Here is a 15,142-nt window from a genome sequence, read left to right as displayed (position 1 = left end):
CCTGATTCAATTTCAGTGGATTACTATTATGTTTACAATAAGCACACATAAAAGCTGTGCAATTGTTACAGAGTGTAATTTTTAAACCATGCTTGAATCACCTCCTTGCAATCTCAGTACAAAAAATCATCTTGGACGATGATTTCCATATTTACAGGATGACCTGCCTATGACTTATTTAAACCCCACCCTGATTACCTTCATGTTTTATATTATCGCCATGATTGCAATCGGTTTATATGCTTATCGTGTCACCTCCAATTTTGACGAATATATTCTAGGTGGACGGAGTCTGGGCAGTGTCGTTACTGCACTTTCGGCGGGCGCATCGGATATGAGTGGCTGGCTGTTGATGGGTCTTCCGGGAGCCATTTACCTGTCTGGCCTGTCAGAAGTCTGGATTGCGATCGGTTTGATTATCGGTGCATGGCTGAACTGGTTACTCGTAGCAGGTCGACTGCGTGCCCATACCGAATATCAGAACAATGCCCTGACCTTGCCGGATTATTTCACCAGCCGTTTTTCCGATCGTAAACGTATTTTACGGGTCTTGTCTGCCTTGGTGATTCTGGTGTTCTTTGCAATTTATTGTGCCTCAGGCATGGTCGCAGGTGCACGACTGTTTGAAAGCCTGTTTGGCTGGGATTACACCACAGCGCTTGTGATTGGTGCGATGGCGACGATTCTTTATGTTTGTATTGGTGGCTTTTTGGCGATCAGCTGGACAGATACATTCCAAGCCGGTTTGATGATTTTTGCCTTATTGCTGACTCCGATCATTACCTTCTTGGCTCTGGGCGACAACAGCCAGCAAGTGAGTGTCATCCTTGAATCGGCTCGCCCACATGCTTCAAGCATGCTTGAAGGTTTAAGCACCGTTGCGATTATTTCCAGTCTGGCTTGGGGCTTGGGTTATTTTGGTCAGCCGCATATTCTGGTGCGTTTTATGGCAGCAGATTCGGTCAAAACCATTCCTGCTGCACGCCGTATTGGCATGACCTGGATGATTCTATGCCTAGGCGGTGCAGTGGCTGCCGGTTATATCGGTATTGCCTACTTCAGTTTCAATCCCGCATTGGCTTCGGTGGTGAATCAAAACCCTGAAACGGTATTTATGGAGTTGACCAAAATCCTGTTTAATCCATGGATTGCCGGAATCATTCTGGCTGCTATCTTGGCGGCAATTATGAGCACCTTGAGCTGTCAGCTTCTGGTCTGCTCAACCACCCTGACCGAAGATTTATATAAGAGTTTCCTGCGTAAAAATGCTTCACAAAAAGAACTGATCTGGGTCGGTCGCGGCATGGTCTTGGTGATTGCCCTAATTGCCATTTCACTGGCGATTAATCCGAACAGTAAGGTTTTGGGTCTGGTGGCTTATGCCTGGGCGGGCTTTGGTGCTGCATTTGGCCCGCTGATTATCTTGTCGCTATTCTGGAAACGAATGACCCTCAACGGCGCAATTGTGGGTATGGTGGTTGGTGCCATGACTGTAATTGTCTGGAAAAATTATATGGGTGATACCGGTCTGTATGAGATCATTCCAGGCTTTATTCTGGCCACCCTCAGCATTATCATCGTCAGCCTGCTGGATAAAGCACCGAGTGCTGATGTGGTCAAACGCTTTGAAATGGCTAAAGCCGAGTATCAAAAAGAAATGGCAGAAATGGAAAAATAATCATCTTCTTACTTGAATATAAAAGGGACTGAATTGTCCCTTTTATATTTTTATCTTTTCGGATGAAGCGGTTGCGAATTATTTAGCTTTTCCCGGCATTTTCAGATGGATCTGCTGACTTTCTTTAATTACTTCCATCACCGGATAACTGCGCGTTTCTTTAATTCCGGGCAATTGCCACAAGATCTGACCAGAGATTTTCCGGAACTCATCCATATTGGCACAGCGGATTTTTACCACGAAATCAAACCCGCCACTGATCATATGACATTCGATAATTTCAGGAATCTGCCGCACAGCATGGGAAAATTCATCTAAAACATTCGGCGTGGTTTTATCCAATAAAATTTCAACAAAGACCACAAAACCATTATTCAACATGACTGGATTGAGGCGCGCTTCATAGCCCACAATAAAACCTTCCCGGGTCAGCTTTTGTACACGCGCCAAGGCTGCTGTAGGCGACAAATTGACCAGTTCAGCCAGTTTGATATTGGATAGCTTGGCATCGGATTGCAATAAACCCAGTATACGAATATCTATACGGTCAAGGTTCAAATAAGGACTTGGCATTAGAATTATTCTCTAAAAAAAGCGAAAACTATAGTGAGATATTCGTCAAATATTCTGTGATTATAGATTAAAACTCATTCACCTCAAAGAACTGATTGACGCAGTACAGGAAGTCACTATGCCAACCACTCTCCGCCCAGATTCAATTTTAGATTCAGCCCAGCACTCAAATTATATTGCTGAATTTAAACACAAAAACCAATACGAAGAACGTATTAATACGGTATGGCGTCGTGCAGAAACTGAATGCGTCGAAGAGTTATTGGCCCATAGTGAAATTTCTTCCGAGATGAGTGACAAGATTCAGGCGCTTGCCTTTGATCTCGCACATTCCTTACGTGAACGCAAAAGTTCCACTGGGAAAGCCGGTATTGTCCAAGGCTTATTGCAGGAATTTTCTTTATCTTCTCAGGAAGGCATTGCCCTGATGTGTCTGGCAGAAGCCTTACTGCGGATTCCGGACAAAGCCACACGTGACTTGCTGATCCGTGACAAAATCAATCAAGGTAACTGGAAAGAACATTTGGGCCAGAGCCAATTGATGTTTGTGAATGCAGCAGCCTGGGGACTGATGCTGACCGGCAAGCTGATGGAAACCCCACAGCAAAAAAGCCTGTCTAGCTTATTGACCGGTCTTTTGGCACGCAGTGGCCGCAGGATTATCCGTAAGGCCGTGGATGTTGCCATGCGCATGATGGGCGAGCAGTTTGTCACAGGTGAAACCATTGATGAAGCATTAAAAAATGCCGAACCGCTTGAAGAAAAAGGCTTCCGCTACTCCTATGACATGCTGGGTGAAGCTGCACTGACCGATCCGGATGCTGAACGTTATTATCAGGATTATCAGCAAGCCATTCATGCCATTGGTCAATCTTCGCAGGATAAAGATGTTTATGATGGTCCCGGAATTTCTATCAAGCTCTCTGCGCTGCATCCACGTTATCAGCGCTCACAAATGGATCGCGTGCATGATGAGCTCTATGCAAAAGTACTGAAACTCGCGGTCTTGTCCAAGCAATACAATATTGGTTTAAATATCGATGCTGAAGAAAGCGATCGCCTTGAAATTTCGCTGGAACTATTAGAACGTCTGTGTTTTGAACCACAATTACAGGACTGGAAAGGCATTGGCTTTGTGATTCAGGCCTATCAGAAACGCTGCTTCTATGTAGTGGATTACATCATTGATCTGGCGAAGCGCAGCCAGAAACGCTTGATGATTCGTCTGGTCAAAGGCGCATATTGGGACAGCGAAATCAAGAAAGCCCAAATTGATGGAATGTCAGATTATCCGGTATTTACTCGTAAGGTGCATACAGATCTGTCTTATATTGCTTGTGCGCGTAAGCTGTTGGCTGAACCGGATTATATCTACCCACAATTTGCCACTCACAATGCACAAACGGTAGCGACGATCTATCAGCTGGCACAACCTGAGCAGTATTATGCCGGCCAATATGAGTTCCAATGTCTGCATGGCATGGGCGAACCACTGTATGAAAATGTCGTGGGCGATCCATCGAAAAATAAACTCGGTGTACCATGCCGGATCTATGCACCAGTCGGCAATCATGAAACCTTGCTGGCTTATCTGGTGCGCCGCTTACTGGAAAATGGTGCCAATACCTCCTTCGTCAATCGTATTGCTGACAAAACCTTGAAAATTGAAGATTTGATTGAAAATCCACAGCAAACCATTTTAAAGGCATCAAAACAAGAAGGCGTGATGGGTGCCAAGCATCCCCAGATTCCCTATCCGCAAGATCTTTATACCGATGCACGATTGAACTCTTCAGGACTCGATTTGGCCAATGATGCTGAACTCAGTATTTTAAATGAAGTCGCATCCAGTCTGGCAAATACGCAATTTCAGTCAGCGGCTATGGGAACGGCATTTAGCAGCGTGGATACGCCCCATGCAGTTCCAGTGATCAATCCAGCACACCATCAGGATGTGGTCGGCACAGTCTATGAAGCAACTTCTGAACAGGCCGAAATTGCACTCACTCAAGCAGTTAATGCACAAAGTTTCTGGGCCAATCTGCCAAAAAATGAGCGTGCTGCCTGCCTGAATAAAGCCGCAGAACTGATGGAACAGCGTTTGCTTCCGCTCATGGTTCTTCTTTCTCGCGAAGCAGGTAAAACCTATGCCAATGCGATTGCCGAAGTACGTGAGGCGGTAGATTTCTTGCGTTACTATGCAGCTCAAGTTTTGGATCTCAGTGACAATGTACAGATCCAGCCTTTAGGTACTCTACTATGTATCAGTCCATGGAACTTCCCGCTGGCGATTTTTACCGGTCAGATTTCAGCAGCGCTGGTCGCTGGCAATACCGTGATTGCCAAACCGGCTGAACAAACACCGCTCATTGCAGCACAAGCCGTACAGATTTTATGGGAAGCCGGCATTCCGCAGGATGTGTTACAGCTATTGCCGGGCCGTGGTGAAACCATTGGTGCACAGCTCAGTGCAGATCCACGTATTCAGGGCATCATGTTTACCGGTTCCACCGAGGTCGCCCAAATTCTACAAAAAACCGTGGCAGAACGAATAAACCAGTTTGGAGAAAGCGTCACCCTGATTGCTGAAACTGGTGGTCAAAATGCCATGATTGTGGATTCATCTGCATTGACTGAACAGGTGGTGTTGGATGTTGTGAGCTCTGCCTATGACAGTGCCGGTCAGCGCTGTTCTGCCCTGCGTGTCCTTTGTGTGCAAGAGGATAATCTGGAGGCTGTTCGCAACATGCTCAAAGGTGCCATGCAACAGTTGCGCGTTGGTAATCCGGTCTTGCTGAAAACCGATATTGGTCCAGTGATTGATGCAGAAGCCCAGCAAAATATCCAACAGCATATTGAGCAGATGCGCAGCAAAGGTCATAAAGTTCATCAGTTGATGTTTAATCAAGACCAGACTGAATTAACTCCAGGAACATTCATTGCGCCGACCCTGATTGAACTGCCAAATCTGGACGATCTAGAACGTGAAGTATTTGGTCCGGTGCTGCATCTAATTAGTTATAAATATGGTGAACTGGAACAGTTATTAGAGCAGATCAACAGTAAAGGCTATGGCCTGACCATGGGCTTGCATACGCGTATTGATGAAACCATGCAAACCGTGATTGCACAGGCCGAAGTCGGCAACCTGTATATTAACCGCAATATCGTTGGTGCGGTCGTGGGCGTCCAGCCTTTTGGTGGTGAAGGTCTTTCCGGCACCGGCCCGAAAGCAGGTGGCCCGTTGTATATCTATCGTTTAATGCATCAAGTATCCGAGAAAAAACTGGCTCAGCCTTATGCAGCTCAAGCTGAGCCAGCACTTGTTGAACATAAACTTGTTCAGGAGTTTAAAGCCTGGGTAGCTAAAACTTTCCCAACTTTATCTTTAAAAGCGCCTATGCAAATTGCGACTGGTCAAAGCTTTAGCCTGCAAGGCCCAACTGGCGAGGAAAATCAATACCTAATCTTGCCGCGTGAAAGCGTTCTCTCGTTAGCACATAGGGATCAAGACCAGATTCAGCAAATTCTGGCGATTTTATCGGTTGGCAGTCGTCCTGCGGTACTGGCAAACAATACTTTTATTCTGAAATATTTACCAACCATGCCAGCCGCGGTCAGCAAGCAATTTAAAGTAGTCCGGGATATTGAAACAGATGTATTTGATGCCGTCCTGCATCATGGTGACACTGTTGAACTGATTGATTTGCAGAAACGCATTGCAGGCCGAAAAGGTGCAATTATTGGTATCACCCATTTAAGTTCGGGCAACTATGATATTCCGGTCGAGCGATTTGTGATTGAACGCGCTATCAGTATCAACACGGCGGCGGCAGGCGGTAATGCCAGCTTGATGACGATGGATAATCTCTAAATCAGTCCAATCATCTCAGCATTTTTAGCTTAAATCTTTCCTCTTGATGGCCAAACCTCTCTCCTCAGAAGGTTTGGTCTTTTTTATGCAGCTTTTCAAGCGGCTCGACTACAATAGGCTTAGGCAGATCGGCAATTTTTTGCTACCATTTGCGCTTTAAAATATTTGCGATTTCTTACTGCATATGACTTCATCTTATCAGCAACAACTTGAAGCCAAAATTGAACGCATCAGCGCTCAGTTTGCCGAATATCAACCACCTGCTTTAGAAGTATTCCAGTCTCCTGAAAAATATTTCCGCATGCGTGCTGAATTCCGGATCTGGCATACTGAAGATGATCTGTTTTATGCCATGTTCGAACGTGACGAAAACAACAATAAAAAAGTCATTCGTATTGATGAATTTCCAATTGCAGACCGCAGCATTAATGACTTGATGCCACAATTACTTGAAGCATTCAAGGCAGATGCCAATCTGGGTCATCGCCTGTTTGAAGTCCATTTTCTGGCAACTTTAAGTGGTCAAGTTCTGGTATCTCTGATTTATCACCGCAAGCTGGATGAAAGCTGGGAACCTGCCGCAAAAGTACTGGCGGAAAAGCTGAATATCAAACTGATTGGCCGTAGCCGTGGTCAGAAATTCGTCCTGACTGATGAATATGTGGTGGAAGAACTGTCTGTTTTTGATCGTCGCTATAAATATAAGCAGATCGAAAGCAGCTTCACCCAGCCCAATGCACAAGTTTGTCAAAAAATGCTGGAATGGGCATGTGATGCAGCAGAGCAATCAGATAAAGATTTGCTGGAACTCTACTGTGGTAATGGCAACTTCACTCTACCGCTTTCGACCAAATTCCGCCGTGTTTTAGCCACTGAATTAGCCAAATCTTCAGTTTATGCAGCTGAGTGGAATATTGAGCAGAACCAGATTGAAAATATTCAGGTTGCGCGTCTGTCTGCAGAAGAATTCACTCAAGCTTATAATGGCGAACGTGTTTTCCGTCGTTTGCAGGAAGCACAAATTGACATTTCGACTTATGATTTCGATACAGTATTTGTCGATCCACCACGTGCCGGTATTGATGATGAAACGCTGAAACTGTTACAGCGTTTCCAGCGTATTATTTACATTTCTTGCAATCCAGATACCTTATATGACAATCTGAAACAGTTGTCTCAAACGCATAAAATCAGCAAGTTCGCAATGTTTGACCAGTTCCCGTATACGCACCATGTTGAGACGGGTGTCTTGTTGGAAAAAGTATAAAGAATTTGTTTCAATTTATTATATTGTTACAAAAATGGAGCTTTTTGAAGCTCCATTTTTTATATTAAAAATCATATATTTAATAATAAATATTGACTTGTACAGCAAGAAATATCGTTAGACCTTCGGGCTTCCATCGGAAATTTTCAAGACTAACTGCTGCTTTTATCACATAGGTCCTATTGCTTTATTTATTTAATTGGCTATATTTCACTCTATGTTAGGTTGTTGTATGAAGGCTCTATGAGTTTTTGGCAAAAGTTGTTTTCTAATGAACAACACAATGAACACAAGAATCAAATTGCTTGTGTTGAAAATGATTGCTCTTGCAAGACGAATGAACAGCTTCTTGAAGCACTTTCTAAAGCCACTGATGAAGAAATCATCATTGGAATTAAAAAGGTTCTCGTATCTCGCGGCTATAGCCGCAAAGAACTGAATGAACTTCAGCACTTGCCATTGCAGTAATCGGCCAAGGTTACAGCCGTATAAAAGAAGCACTTGCGTAGTCAGGTGCTTTTTTTATGCTTGGAAGTTTAGTTGAAGGGTTTGATCTTCTCTATTTCAGCATAGTTCATTAATTTTAACTTTAAAAACTCTAGGATCAGGCAAGAAAATGCTGAATGACTCATCTGATCCCCTACTTGTGATTTTGAAGAAATGTTAAGAATTACTTAGGCTATTTAAAACCTTTATCAGAAGTATATTTCTTAAATACTGCTTTCTTTTAATCCTTTTAAACTTGGCTTAATAACGCTTCAATTCTGATCTGAAACTCAGGCAAGGCATCGATTAATTTAGCAAAACACAGTACACTTCCTATTAAACGACAATGCTTTTTAAATGGCTTAATTCTGATATGCAACAGACTAAACGGTTTCCCATAGGCGCACATCTTATGGTTAAACATTTCGGTTATACCCATCATGGGATTTACGCCGGACGTGGTCGTGTCATTCATTATTCCGGCTTTGCGCATTTATTCAAGAAACGCCCCATTGAAATCACCTCGATTGAAAAATTCAGTCATGGCAAACCGATTCATATGCAGCATTATGACTCGGCAAAATATAAAGGTCGTAAAGTGGTGCGCCGCATGCGGTCCAGAATGCATGAAAATAACTATCATTTGATTATTAATAATTGCGAACATTTGTGTACCTGGGCGATTACCGGTGTAGAAAGCAGCCCGCAAGTGATTTATATGATGAATCGTCTGACCACGATTGGTTATATCAGCTCGATGATGAGTTTTATGAACAGCATGTTCCTGACCCTGACCACCACCAGTTTCGCATTGGCGCTGTACATCAAGAAGAAGCTCAGAGATAAAGCCAATCTGCGTTTGCAACAATACCGTGAATTGCAAGATCAGGCTAAAACTAAAGTGTCAGACCTGACCAATCTTAAACATCGTTAATTTAAAGCTCAGCCTGCTGATGATTTTTTGTGAGCAAGAAATTTTAAGTTCGTGTTTACATTTTGATGATGTCGATAAGGAATCAGGTTAAATAGCCTTTTCTGGCTTGAATCGCCTCAGGTAGTGCTTTACCTAAAGAGCTTAGGGTTTCCCGCTCGACCAGTCGTACAATTGAATCTAGCGGCAGGTCGTTATCCTGCAAGCCAAAGGGTTCTTCCAGCTCCGCACTGAGCTCGTCCAGCCCGAGTAGCATATAAGCAATCAATCCCACCAGAATCGGTGTCCACAGGCCTAAATTTGCCTGCAAACTGAAAGGCAGGATAAAGCAAAAAGAATAAACCGCACGATGTAATAGCACTGAATAAGAAAATGGTAATGGCGTTGACAAAATTCGGTCACAACCAGCCTGAATATCTCCCAAAGCTACAGTGTGCTGATTCAGGTTGTTATAAATAATATCGCTGATCTTGCCCTGCTGATACTGTTGCACCAGCTCTTTTTGCATCTGCTCCAGCACCCATTGCGAGGGATTGATTTGCATGGGCAATTGCTCAAATGACTTAGGTTCAAAACTGGAAGTGGCTTGATAAGCCTGAATGCTAGGCGTTTGCTGTCTCAGCCGATCACGTAATAGATGGGTAAACAGCATCATGCGATATAGCAAAACCTCACGGGTTGGCTCGTCCAAAACATGGCTGTCGCGGCATAAATGACGCGTGGTGGCAATCAGCGCGCCCCAAAGTTTGCGCCCTTCCCACCAGCGATCATAGCAGGCTGTATTTCTAAAACTTAAAAAAATCGAGAGAATGACACCAAAAATGGTAAAGCCAATTGCCGGAACAGCAGGAAGGCTGACGAAATGCGCCTGACTCAAATACACCAGCAAAGCGGAAATAAAAACCACCAAGATTAATGCGGGCAGCACCTTGGGCAGAATCGTTCCCTGCCAGGCAAACAGTAACCCCAAACTATTATTCTTATCACGCACAATCATGCAATTTTCCCTGCTGTATTGAAAAAGCCCAACCAGAGTTGGGCTTTTTACATTCTGACTTAAACCAGCTTATTTGCCTGGTTTAAAGCTGTCCTTAAGATCCAGAATACGGTTAAATACCGGTTTTTCGCTGGAATGATCATATTGATCTGCCACGAAATAACCTTCACGCTCAAACTGGAAACGATCCTCCGGCTGAGCTTGCGCTAATGCAGGCTCAATCACGGCCTGAACCACCTTCAATGATTCAGGGTTCAGGTTTGCCAAGAAGTCATCACCCACTTCTGGATCAGACTCCGTAAACAGACGGTCGTAAATACGCACTTCTGCAGGAACGCCTTTTGTCGCAGATACCCAGTGAATCACACCTTTGACCTTACGACCTTCAGGATTTTTACCCAAAGTTTCAGGATCAATCGAACATTTCAGCTCAACCACTTCGCCATTTTCATCTTTAATGACTTCGTCGCATTTGATCACATAGGCATGACGTAAACGGACTTCACCACCTGGAATCAAACGTTTAAAGCCTTTTGGTGGCTCTTCTTCAAAGTCTTTACGGTCAATATACAGCTCAGTCGTCAATGGAATAACGCGCTCGCCCATATCGACATTCGGATGACGTGAATGGGTCAGGTCCATATCGGCTGGCAAGTTGGTTAAAGTCACTTTTAATGGATTTAACACCGCCATACCACGAGCTGCGGTATTTTCCAGAGACTGGCGAATACAGTATTCCAGCATGGCTACATCGACGATACTGCCATCAACCTTCGACACACCGACACGTTGACAGAAATCACGTAGACCTTCAGGTGTGAAACCACGACGACGCATACCCACTACAGTTGGCATACGTGGATCATCCCAACCATTTACATGACCACCTTCAACCAGCTTACGCAATTTACGTTTTGAGGTGATGGTATAGTCCACATTCAAACGGCTCGATTCATACTGACGTGGCACGGATGGTGATTTAACTTTTGCCACCACCCAGTCATAGAACGGACGGTGATCCTGGAATTCCAAAGTACACAGTGAATGCGTAATGCCTTCAATCGCATCAGAAAGTGGATGCGCATAGTCATACATTGGATAAATTTTCCATTTATCGCCAGTCTGATGGTGTTCAGAATGCAGGATACGATACAGGATCGGATCACGCATATGCACGTTCGGTGACGTCATATCGATCTTGGCACGTAAAACGGCCTGACCTTCTGCATATTCACCGCTGCGCATTTTCTCAAAACGTTCCAGGTTTTCTGCAACCTTTGCATCACGTTGTGGCGAGTTCTTACCTGGCTCAACGAAATTACCGCGGTTTAAACGGATCTCTTCTGGACTTTGCAAATCCACATAGGCATCACCCTGCTCAATCAGCTGAACTGCCCAGGTATAAAGTTGATCAAAATAGCTTGATGCATAACGCGGCTCACCTTCCCACTGGAAACCCAGCCATTTCACATCATTGGCAATACCATCCACATATTCCTGCTCTTCGGCATCCGGGTTGGTATCGTCAAAACGCAGGTTACAAACACCTTTAAATTCTTCAGCAATTCCGAAGTTCAAGCAAATTGCTTTCACATGGCCAATATGTAAATAGCCATTCGGCTCAGGCGGAAAACGCGTCACCACCTGTTGAGTACGACCAGCGGCTAAATCATCGGTAATGACCTGACGTACAAAGTCCAAGCCTGGTTGTTGTTCTTGCTGCTGCACTGAATCGACTGCATTGTTCTTTTGGGTCGGGTTCTCGGGCAGAGATGTCACAACATCATTTGGCTTCATGATCAATCATTCACTTCTAAAGTTAAAAAGGGATTAACAAATATTTCATCGCACAAGTTGTACGTATATTCATTATCAAAGTTCCTTAGTTTAACTATAGGTGATTAATCTCTCAACCGCTAACTACGGTATTTGATTTCAATTCACTCATTTTAAAAAGTGAAAATACAGCAAGCTGCCCAAAACTAAAATATCAACGCTTTAAGAAACTGGAAAATGATTCAATTCGTGCCTGTCCGAAATATAACGCCCTGTCTGGCAGCATTTGAAATGCCTTGATAAATCAACGTATAAATAAGGTATTATTTTTATGCTTTTAACAAAGAAAATAATGTTTTTACTTGCCTTGTCGAATGTAGTTTGCTTATGCTTCACTCATTCAGAAAAAACCATGGCACTCGTCCATGATCAGGAGATTACACAATGAGTTTTCCTCAAGTCGAATTAAACACCAATAAAGGTCGTATTGTTCTAGAACTCAATGCTGAAAAAGCACCTAAAACCGTAGCTAACTTTTTAGAATACGTACGTGACGGTTTTTATGACGGCGTAATTTTCCACCGTGTTATTGATGGTTTCATGATCCAAGGCGGCGGCATGGATGAAAACTTCAAGGAAAAAGCAACACGTGATGCAATCGAAAACGAAGCAGACAACGGCTTGACCAATGACGAAGGTACGATTGCAATGGCGCGTACTCAGGCACCGCACTCTGCTTCTGCTCAGTTCTTCATTAACGTGAAAAACAACTCATTCCTTAACCACTCTGGCAAAACTGCTCAAGGTTGGGGTTATGCGGTATTTGGTAAAGTGGTTGAAGGTATGGACGTTGTGAACGAAATCAAAAACGTACGTACTGGCAACCGTGGCTACCACGCTGACGTTCCTCTAGAAAATGTAGTAATCGAATCTGCAAAAATCATTTCTGAATAAGTTTAAATCCTCCCTAACCCTCCTTTAATAAAGGAGGGAATCACCTTTTATCAAAATAAGGTTTTCCTCCCTTTTTCAAAGGGAGGTCGGGAGGGATTAAATTAAACAAGGAAAAGATTCGTGACCTATCTGTTTATCTCAGATTTACATTTGTCACCTGATCACCCTCGACTTGTTCGGGGGTTTTTAGATTTATTAACTGAATATCAAAATCAAAATACCCAATTGTATATTCTGGGTGACTGGTTCAATGCCTGGATTGGTGATGACTATACCTCTCCATGGCTGGACGAAATTGTCACTGCATTAAAACAGTTTACTCAGGCTGGGAATCAAGTCTATTTTCAGGCCGGCAACCGGGATTTTGTCTTAGGAAGTAAATTTTTAGCTCGATTTGGCGGGCAGCTTCTTCCCGAAATCGATCAGCTAATCATTGCCGGAACACATTTTCGCCTGGAACATGGCGATGCCCTATGTACCGATGACGTCTCCTATCAGCGTTTTAAAAAGATTATTCGTCATCCCTGGCTACTTGGCTTCTTAAGAAAAACCCCTCTCTCATTTCGAACCAGACTAGCCAACCGCTTTCGTCAACAAAGCCATCAGGCACAACAGTTTAAAAGCTATGAAGTGATGGACGTCAACCCACATGCAGTTGAGCTGGCATTACAGGATGTAGATGTACTAATCCATGGTCATACGCATCGCGCAGCCATTCATCAGTTAGCCCAGAAAAGAAGAATTGTACTAGGCGACTGGAAAGAAGACAGTGCAGAGATTCTGGAAATTCAGGAAGATCAAAGTTTTGATACCCTGAAACTAAAAAAGTGGCGATATTAATCAGCCACTTTTTACGATATTGATCTGCTTAACACAGACGATAAAGCTGGTTTACCCCAGTATAGAAACTTTTACCATCGAGATTGAACTGAAATTCCTCACCCGTTGGCAATTGAATCATTTTACCGACCTCAACCCAGATAAAACCGTCCATTGTATTTTGCTTGCGCTTTAATGGAACCAGTTTCACGTTAATTTCATTGCCATCAGCGGCAGTGGCAATATGCCATTCATTGATTTTGATCAAAATATTTACTCACACGATATGAGCTTTTTGTGACTATATGGAGAGAGATTAATAACAACCTAGTTTACATAATAGTTCTATGGTTAGTAGATCTTATTTGAGTTCAAATACTTGAACTAAAAAGTACATCACAATCAGCTTAAAATAATAATAGAAGCAAGAACAGTACTTGCTTGAAGTGCAGCCAGTGTAAGCTATTTATCCAGCAAAAGCAAAATTACATTGTAATGACAATAGAATGGGATTTTTAAGAACTTTTTTCATGCTTTGTTAATTATTAGGCTTTTGATTTTTATGATCTAAAATTCATTTTAACGTTACTTCATTTCCGTTGATAAACAAAACCTGTCTTTAAATACCTTAAAATCAATATTAGAGACATGAAACTCAGCCCGAGGTACAGCAAGTTCCACTCTCCCGTCTTTTGATAATTTAGGATCAAGAGAATAGCATTTAAGGCTACAAACAGTACGTGAATCATAAAAAAGGCTTGTTGCACTCGTCTAGTTTTTTGCTGACGTTGGTTCTCTAAGATGTTCTGCTGTTCTTGTAAAAATTGTTCTGCATCTTGAAGGTTCATTATGATTTTCTTATGGCTGAATGAATAGCTCATCTAAAGAATTTCCGGTTAAAAATAAACTAAAAATCTAAGCAAGCTATTCATTCAGAATCTCTTGTTGATTAATAACCGCTAGTCGGATTAATCACATTGATATCCTTTTTATATTTCCCCAATAGATCACGCAAGGAATTCATCAAAATACTGGTATCTACGCCCACTGCTACAAACTCAGTGCCAAGTTCGATATATTTTTGCGTCACTTCATGCTGGGTTGACAGAATTCCTGCAGCTTTGCCTGCAGAACGAATCCGCTGGATTGCATCAATTACAGCTTTTTGTACTTCAGGATGATTCGGATCACCTTGATAACCCATAGTGGCAGATAGATCAACGGCGCCAATAAACACGCCATCAATCCCGTCGATCTGAAGAATAGCATCCAGATTTTCAAGTCCTGTGACCGATTCAATCTGGATTAATAAACAGATTTCTTCATGTGCCGTCTGATAATAATTTGGAATGCTGTTCCAGCGGGTGGCACGTGCCAGTGCAGCACCAACGCCACGAATTCCTTCAGGCGGATAACGGACTGCCCTGACCATGAGTTCGGCCTGTTCCACGGTTTCTACCATCGGAATCAACAGCGTTTGCGCGCCGATATCGAGGAGTTGCTTGATCAGTTGTACGCTGCCAATGGGCCGTCGTACCACTGCTTGCGAGGGATAAGCAGCAATACTTTGCAGTTGCGACAAGGTGGTTCTCAAATCACTGGGCGCATGCTCACCATCAATCAGCAGCCAGTCATAACCTGCATTTGCCGCAATCTCGGTTCCATAGGCATCCGCCAGTCCAATCCATAAGCCGATTTGCTGCTGGGTTTTCAGTTTGTGTTTAAAATAATTGGTGACTTGCATCCGCTAACCTATTTGCATGTTGCCGGCGATGTCTCTTATTAAA

At 43.3% G+C, this 15,142-nt stretch carries 12 protein-coding genes; 7 read left to right on the top strand and 5 right to left on the bottom strand.

Annotated features, from left to right (window positions below):
- Window positions 1-169: 169 nt before the first annotated feature.
- The gene (gene putP, locus MWG72_RS07265; protein ID WP_247143571.1) at window positions 170-1,678 is read left to right on the top strand and encodes a sodium/proline symporter PutP; all 1,509 of its coding nucleotides are present in this window, start codon (window positions 170-172) and stop codon (window positions 1,676-1,678) included.
- A 78-nt stretch (window positions 1,679-1,756) separates the two neighbouring features.
- Here putP and MWG72_RS07260 read toward each other — a convergent pair whose 3' ends face one another.
- Window positions 1,757-2,251: an Lrp/AsnC ligand binding domain-containing protein gene (locus MWG72_RS07260; protein WP_004279833.1), complete on the bottom strand. Its 495-nt coding sequence runs from the start codon at window positions 2,249-2,251 to the stop codon at window positions 1,757-1,759.
- A 118-nt stretch (window positions 2,252-2,369) separates the two neighbouring features.
- On the opposite strand from MWG72_RS07260, the gene putA reads away from it, so the two are divergent.
- The 4 genes from putA (at window position 2,370) to MWG72_RS07240 (ending at window position 8,812) form a co-directional block, all read left to right on the top strand.
- Complete coding sequence (putA, locus tag MWG72_RS07255) at window positions 2,370-6,125, top strand: trifunctional transcriptional regulator/proline dehydrogenase/L-glutamate gamma-semialdehyde dehydrogenase (protein ID WP_247143569.1); 3,756 nt, start codon at window positions 2,370-2,372, stop codon at window positions 6,123-6,125.
- 184 nt (window positions 6,126-6,309) lie between these two features.
- Window positions 6,310-7,392, top strand: a complete 1,083-nt coding sequence (gene trmA / locus MWG72_RS07250) for a tRNA (uridine(54)-C5)-methyltransferase TrmA (RefSeq protein ID WP_219309525.1) — start codon at window positions 6,310-6,312, stop codon at window positions 7,390-7,392.
- Window positions 7,393-7,635: 243 nt separating this feature from the next.
- Complete coding sequence (locus MWG72_RS07245; RefSeq protein ID WP_034436106.1) at window positions 7,636-7,860, top strand: hypothetical protein; 225 nt, start codon at window positions 7,636-7,638, stop codon at window positions 7,858-7,860.
- 391 nt (window positions 7,861-8,251) lie between these two features.
- Window positions 8,252-8,812: a lecithin retinol acyltransferase family protein gene (locus MWG72_RS07240; RefSeq protein ID WP_026055785.1), complete on the top strand. Its 561-nt coding sequence runs from the start codon at window positions 8,252-8,254 to the stop codon at window positions 8,810-8,812.
- 82 nt (window positions 8,813-8,894) lie between these two features.
- On the opposite strand, the gene MWG72_RS07235 is transcribed toward MWG72_RS07240, so the two are convergent.
- Window positions 8,895-9,806 carry a bestrophin family protein gene (locus tag MWG72_RS07235; protein WP_247143568.1) on the bottom strand — a complete coding sequence of 304 codons (912 nt, stop codon included), beginning with the start codon at window positions 9,804-9,806 and terminating at the stop codon, window positions 8,895-8,897.
- A gap of 69 nt (window positions 9,807-9,875) precedes the next feature.
- Window positions 9,876-11,603: a glutamine--tRNA ligase/YqeY domain fusion protein gene (locus MWG72_RS07230; RefSeq protein ID WP_247143566.1), complete on the bottom strand. Its 1,728-nt coding sequence runs from the start codon at window positions 11,601-11,603 to the stop codon at window positions 9,876-9,878.
- Between the two features lie 423 nt (window positions 11,604-12,026).
- Between MWG72_RS07230 and MWG72_RS07225 the strand changes: the two genes are divergently transcribed.
- Both MWG72_RS07225 and MWG72_RS07220 read left to right on the top strand, forming a co-directional pair.
- On the top strand, window positions 12,027-12,536 hold the full coding sequence (locus MWG72_RS07225) for a peptidylprolyl isomerase (RefSeq protein ID WP_004279844.1): 510 nt from the start codon (window positions 12,027-12,029) through the stop codon (window positions 12,534-12,536).
- 120 nt (window positions 12,537-12,656) lie between these two features.
- Window positions 12,657-13,376: a UDP-2,3-diacylglucosamine diphosphatase gene (locus MWG72_RS07220; RefSeq protein ID WP_004646748.1), complete on the top strand. Its 720-nt coding sequence runs from the start codon at window positions 12,657-12,659 to the stop codon at window positions 13,374-13,376.
- A 28-nt stretch (window positions 13,377-13,404) separates the two neighbouring features.
- Here the strand turns inward: MWG72_RS07220 and MWG72_RS07215 are convergent, their stop codons facing one another.
- Window positions 13,405-13,623 (bottom strand): hypothetical protein, encoded by a 219-nt coding sequence (locus MWG72_RS07215; RefSeq protein ID WP_004279847.1) that lies wholly within the window; start codon window positions 13,621-13,623, stop codon window positions 13,405-13,407.
- A gap of 681 nt (window positions 13,624-14,304) precedes the next feature.
- Complete coding sequence (hpaI, locus tag MWG72_RS07210; RefSeq protein ID WP_247143563.1) at window positions 14,305-15,099, bottom strand: 4-hydroxy-2-oxoheptanedioate aldolase; 795 nt, start codon at window positions 15,097-15,099, stop codon at window positions 14,305-14,307.
- Between the last annotated feature and the right edge of the window lie 43 nt (window positions 15,100-15,142).

This window comes from Acinetobacter lwoffii (genome assembly GCF_022967985.1).
GTDB lineage: Bacteria > Pseudomonadota > Gammaproteobacteria > Pseudomonadales > Moraxellaceae > Acinetobacter.
The sequence above is the reverse complement of the archived record's forward strand: the minus strand, read 5'-3'. Positions and strand labels throughout refer to the sequence as shown.

What these genes read in the sequence shown, in the direction of transcription:
- putP (WP_247143571.1), top strand. Translation starts at nt 170, where the DNA reads ATGACTTATTTAAACCCCACCCTGATTACCTTCATGTTTTATATTATC.
- MWG72_RS07260 (WP_004279833.1), bottom strand. Translation starts at nt 2,251, where the DNA reads ATGCCAAGTCCTTATTTGAACCTTGACCGTATAGATATTCGTATACTG.
- putA (WP_247143569.1), top strand. Translation starts at nt 2,370, where the DNA reads ATGCCAACCACTCTCCGCCCAGATTCAATTTTAGATTCAGCCCAGCAC.
- trmA (WP_219309525.1), top strand. Translation starts at nt 6,310, where the DNA reads ATGACTTCATCTTATCAGCAACAACTTGAAGCCAAAATTGAACGCATC.
- MWG72_RS07245 (WP_034436106.1), top strand. Translation starts at nt 7,636, where the DNA reads ATGAGTTTTTGGCAAAAGTTGTTTTCTAATGAACAACACAATGAACAC.
- MWG72_RS07240 (WP_026055785.1), top strand. Translation starts at nt 8,252, where the DNA reads ATGCAACAGACTAAACGGTTTCCCATAGGCGCACATCTTATGGTTAAA.
- MWG72_RS07235 (WP_247143568.1), bottom strand. Translation starts at nt 9,806, where the DNA reads ATGATTGTGCGTGATAAGAATAATAGTTTGGGGTTACTGTTTGCCTGG.
- MWG72_RS07230 (WP_247143566.1), bottom strand. Translation starts at nt 11,603, where the DNA reads ATGAAGCCAAATGATGTTGTGACATCTCTGCCCGAGAACCCGACCCAA.
- MWG72_RS07225 (WP_004279844.1), top strand. Translation starts at nt 12,027, where the DNA reads ATGAGTTTTCCTCAAGTCGAATTAAACACCAATAAAGGTCGTATTGTT.
- hpaI (WP_247143563.1), bottom strand. Translation starts at nt 15,099, where the DNA reads ATGCAAGTCACCAATTATTTTAAACACAAACTGAAAACCCAGCAGCAA.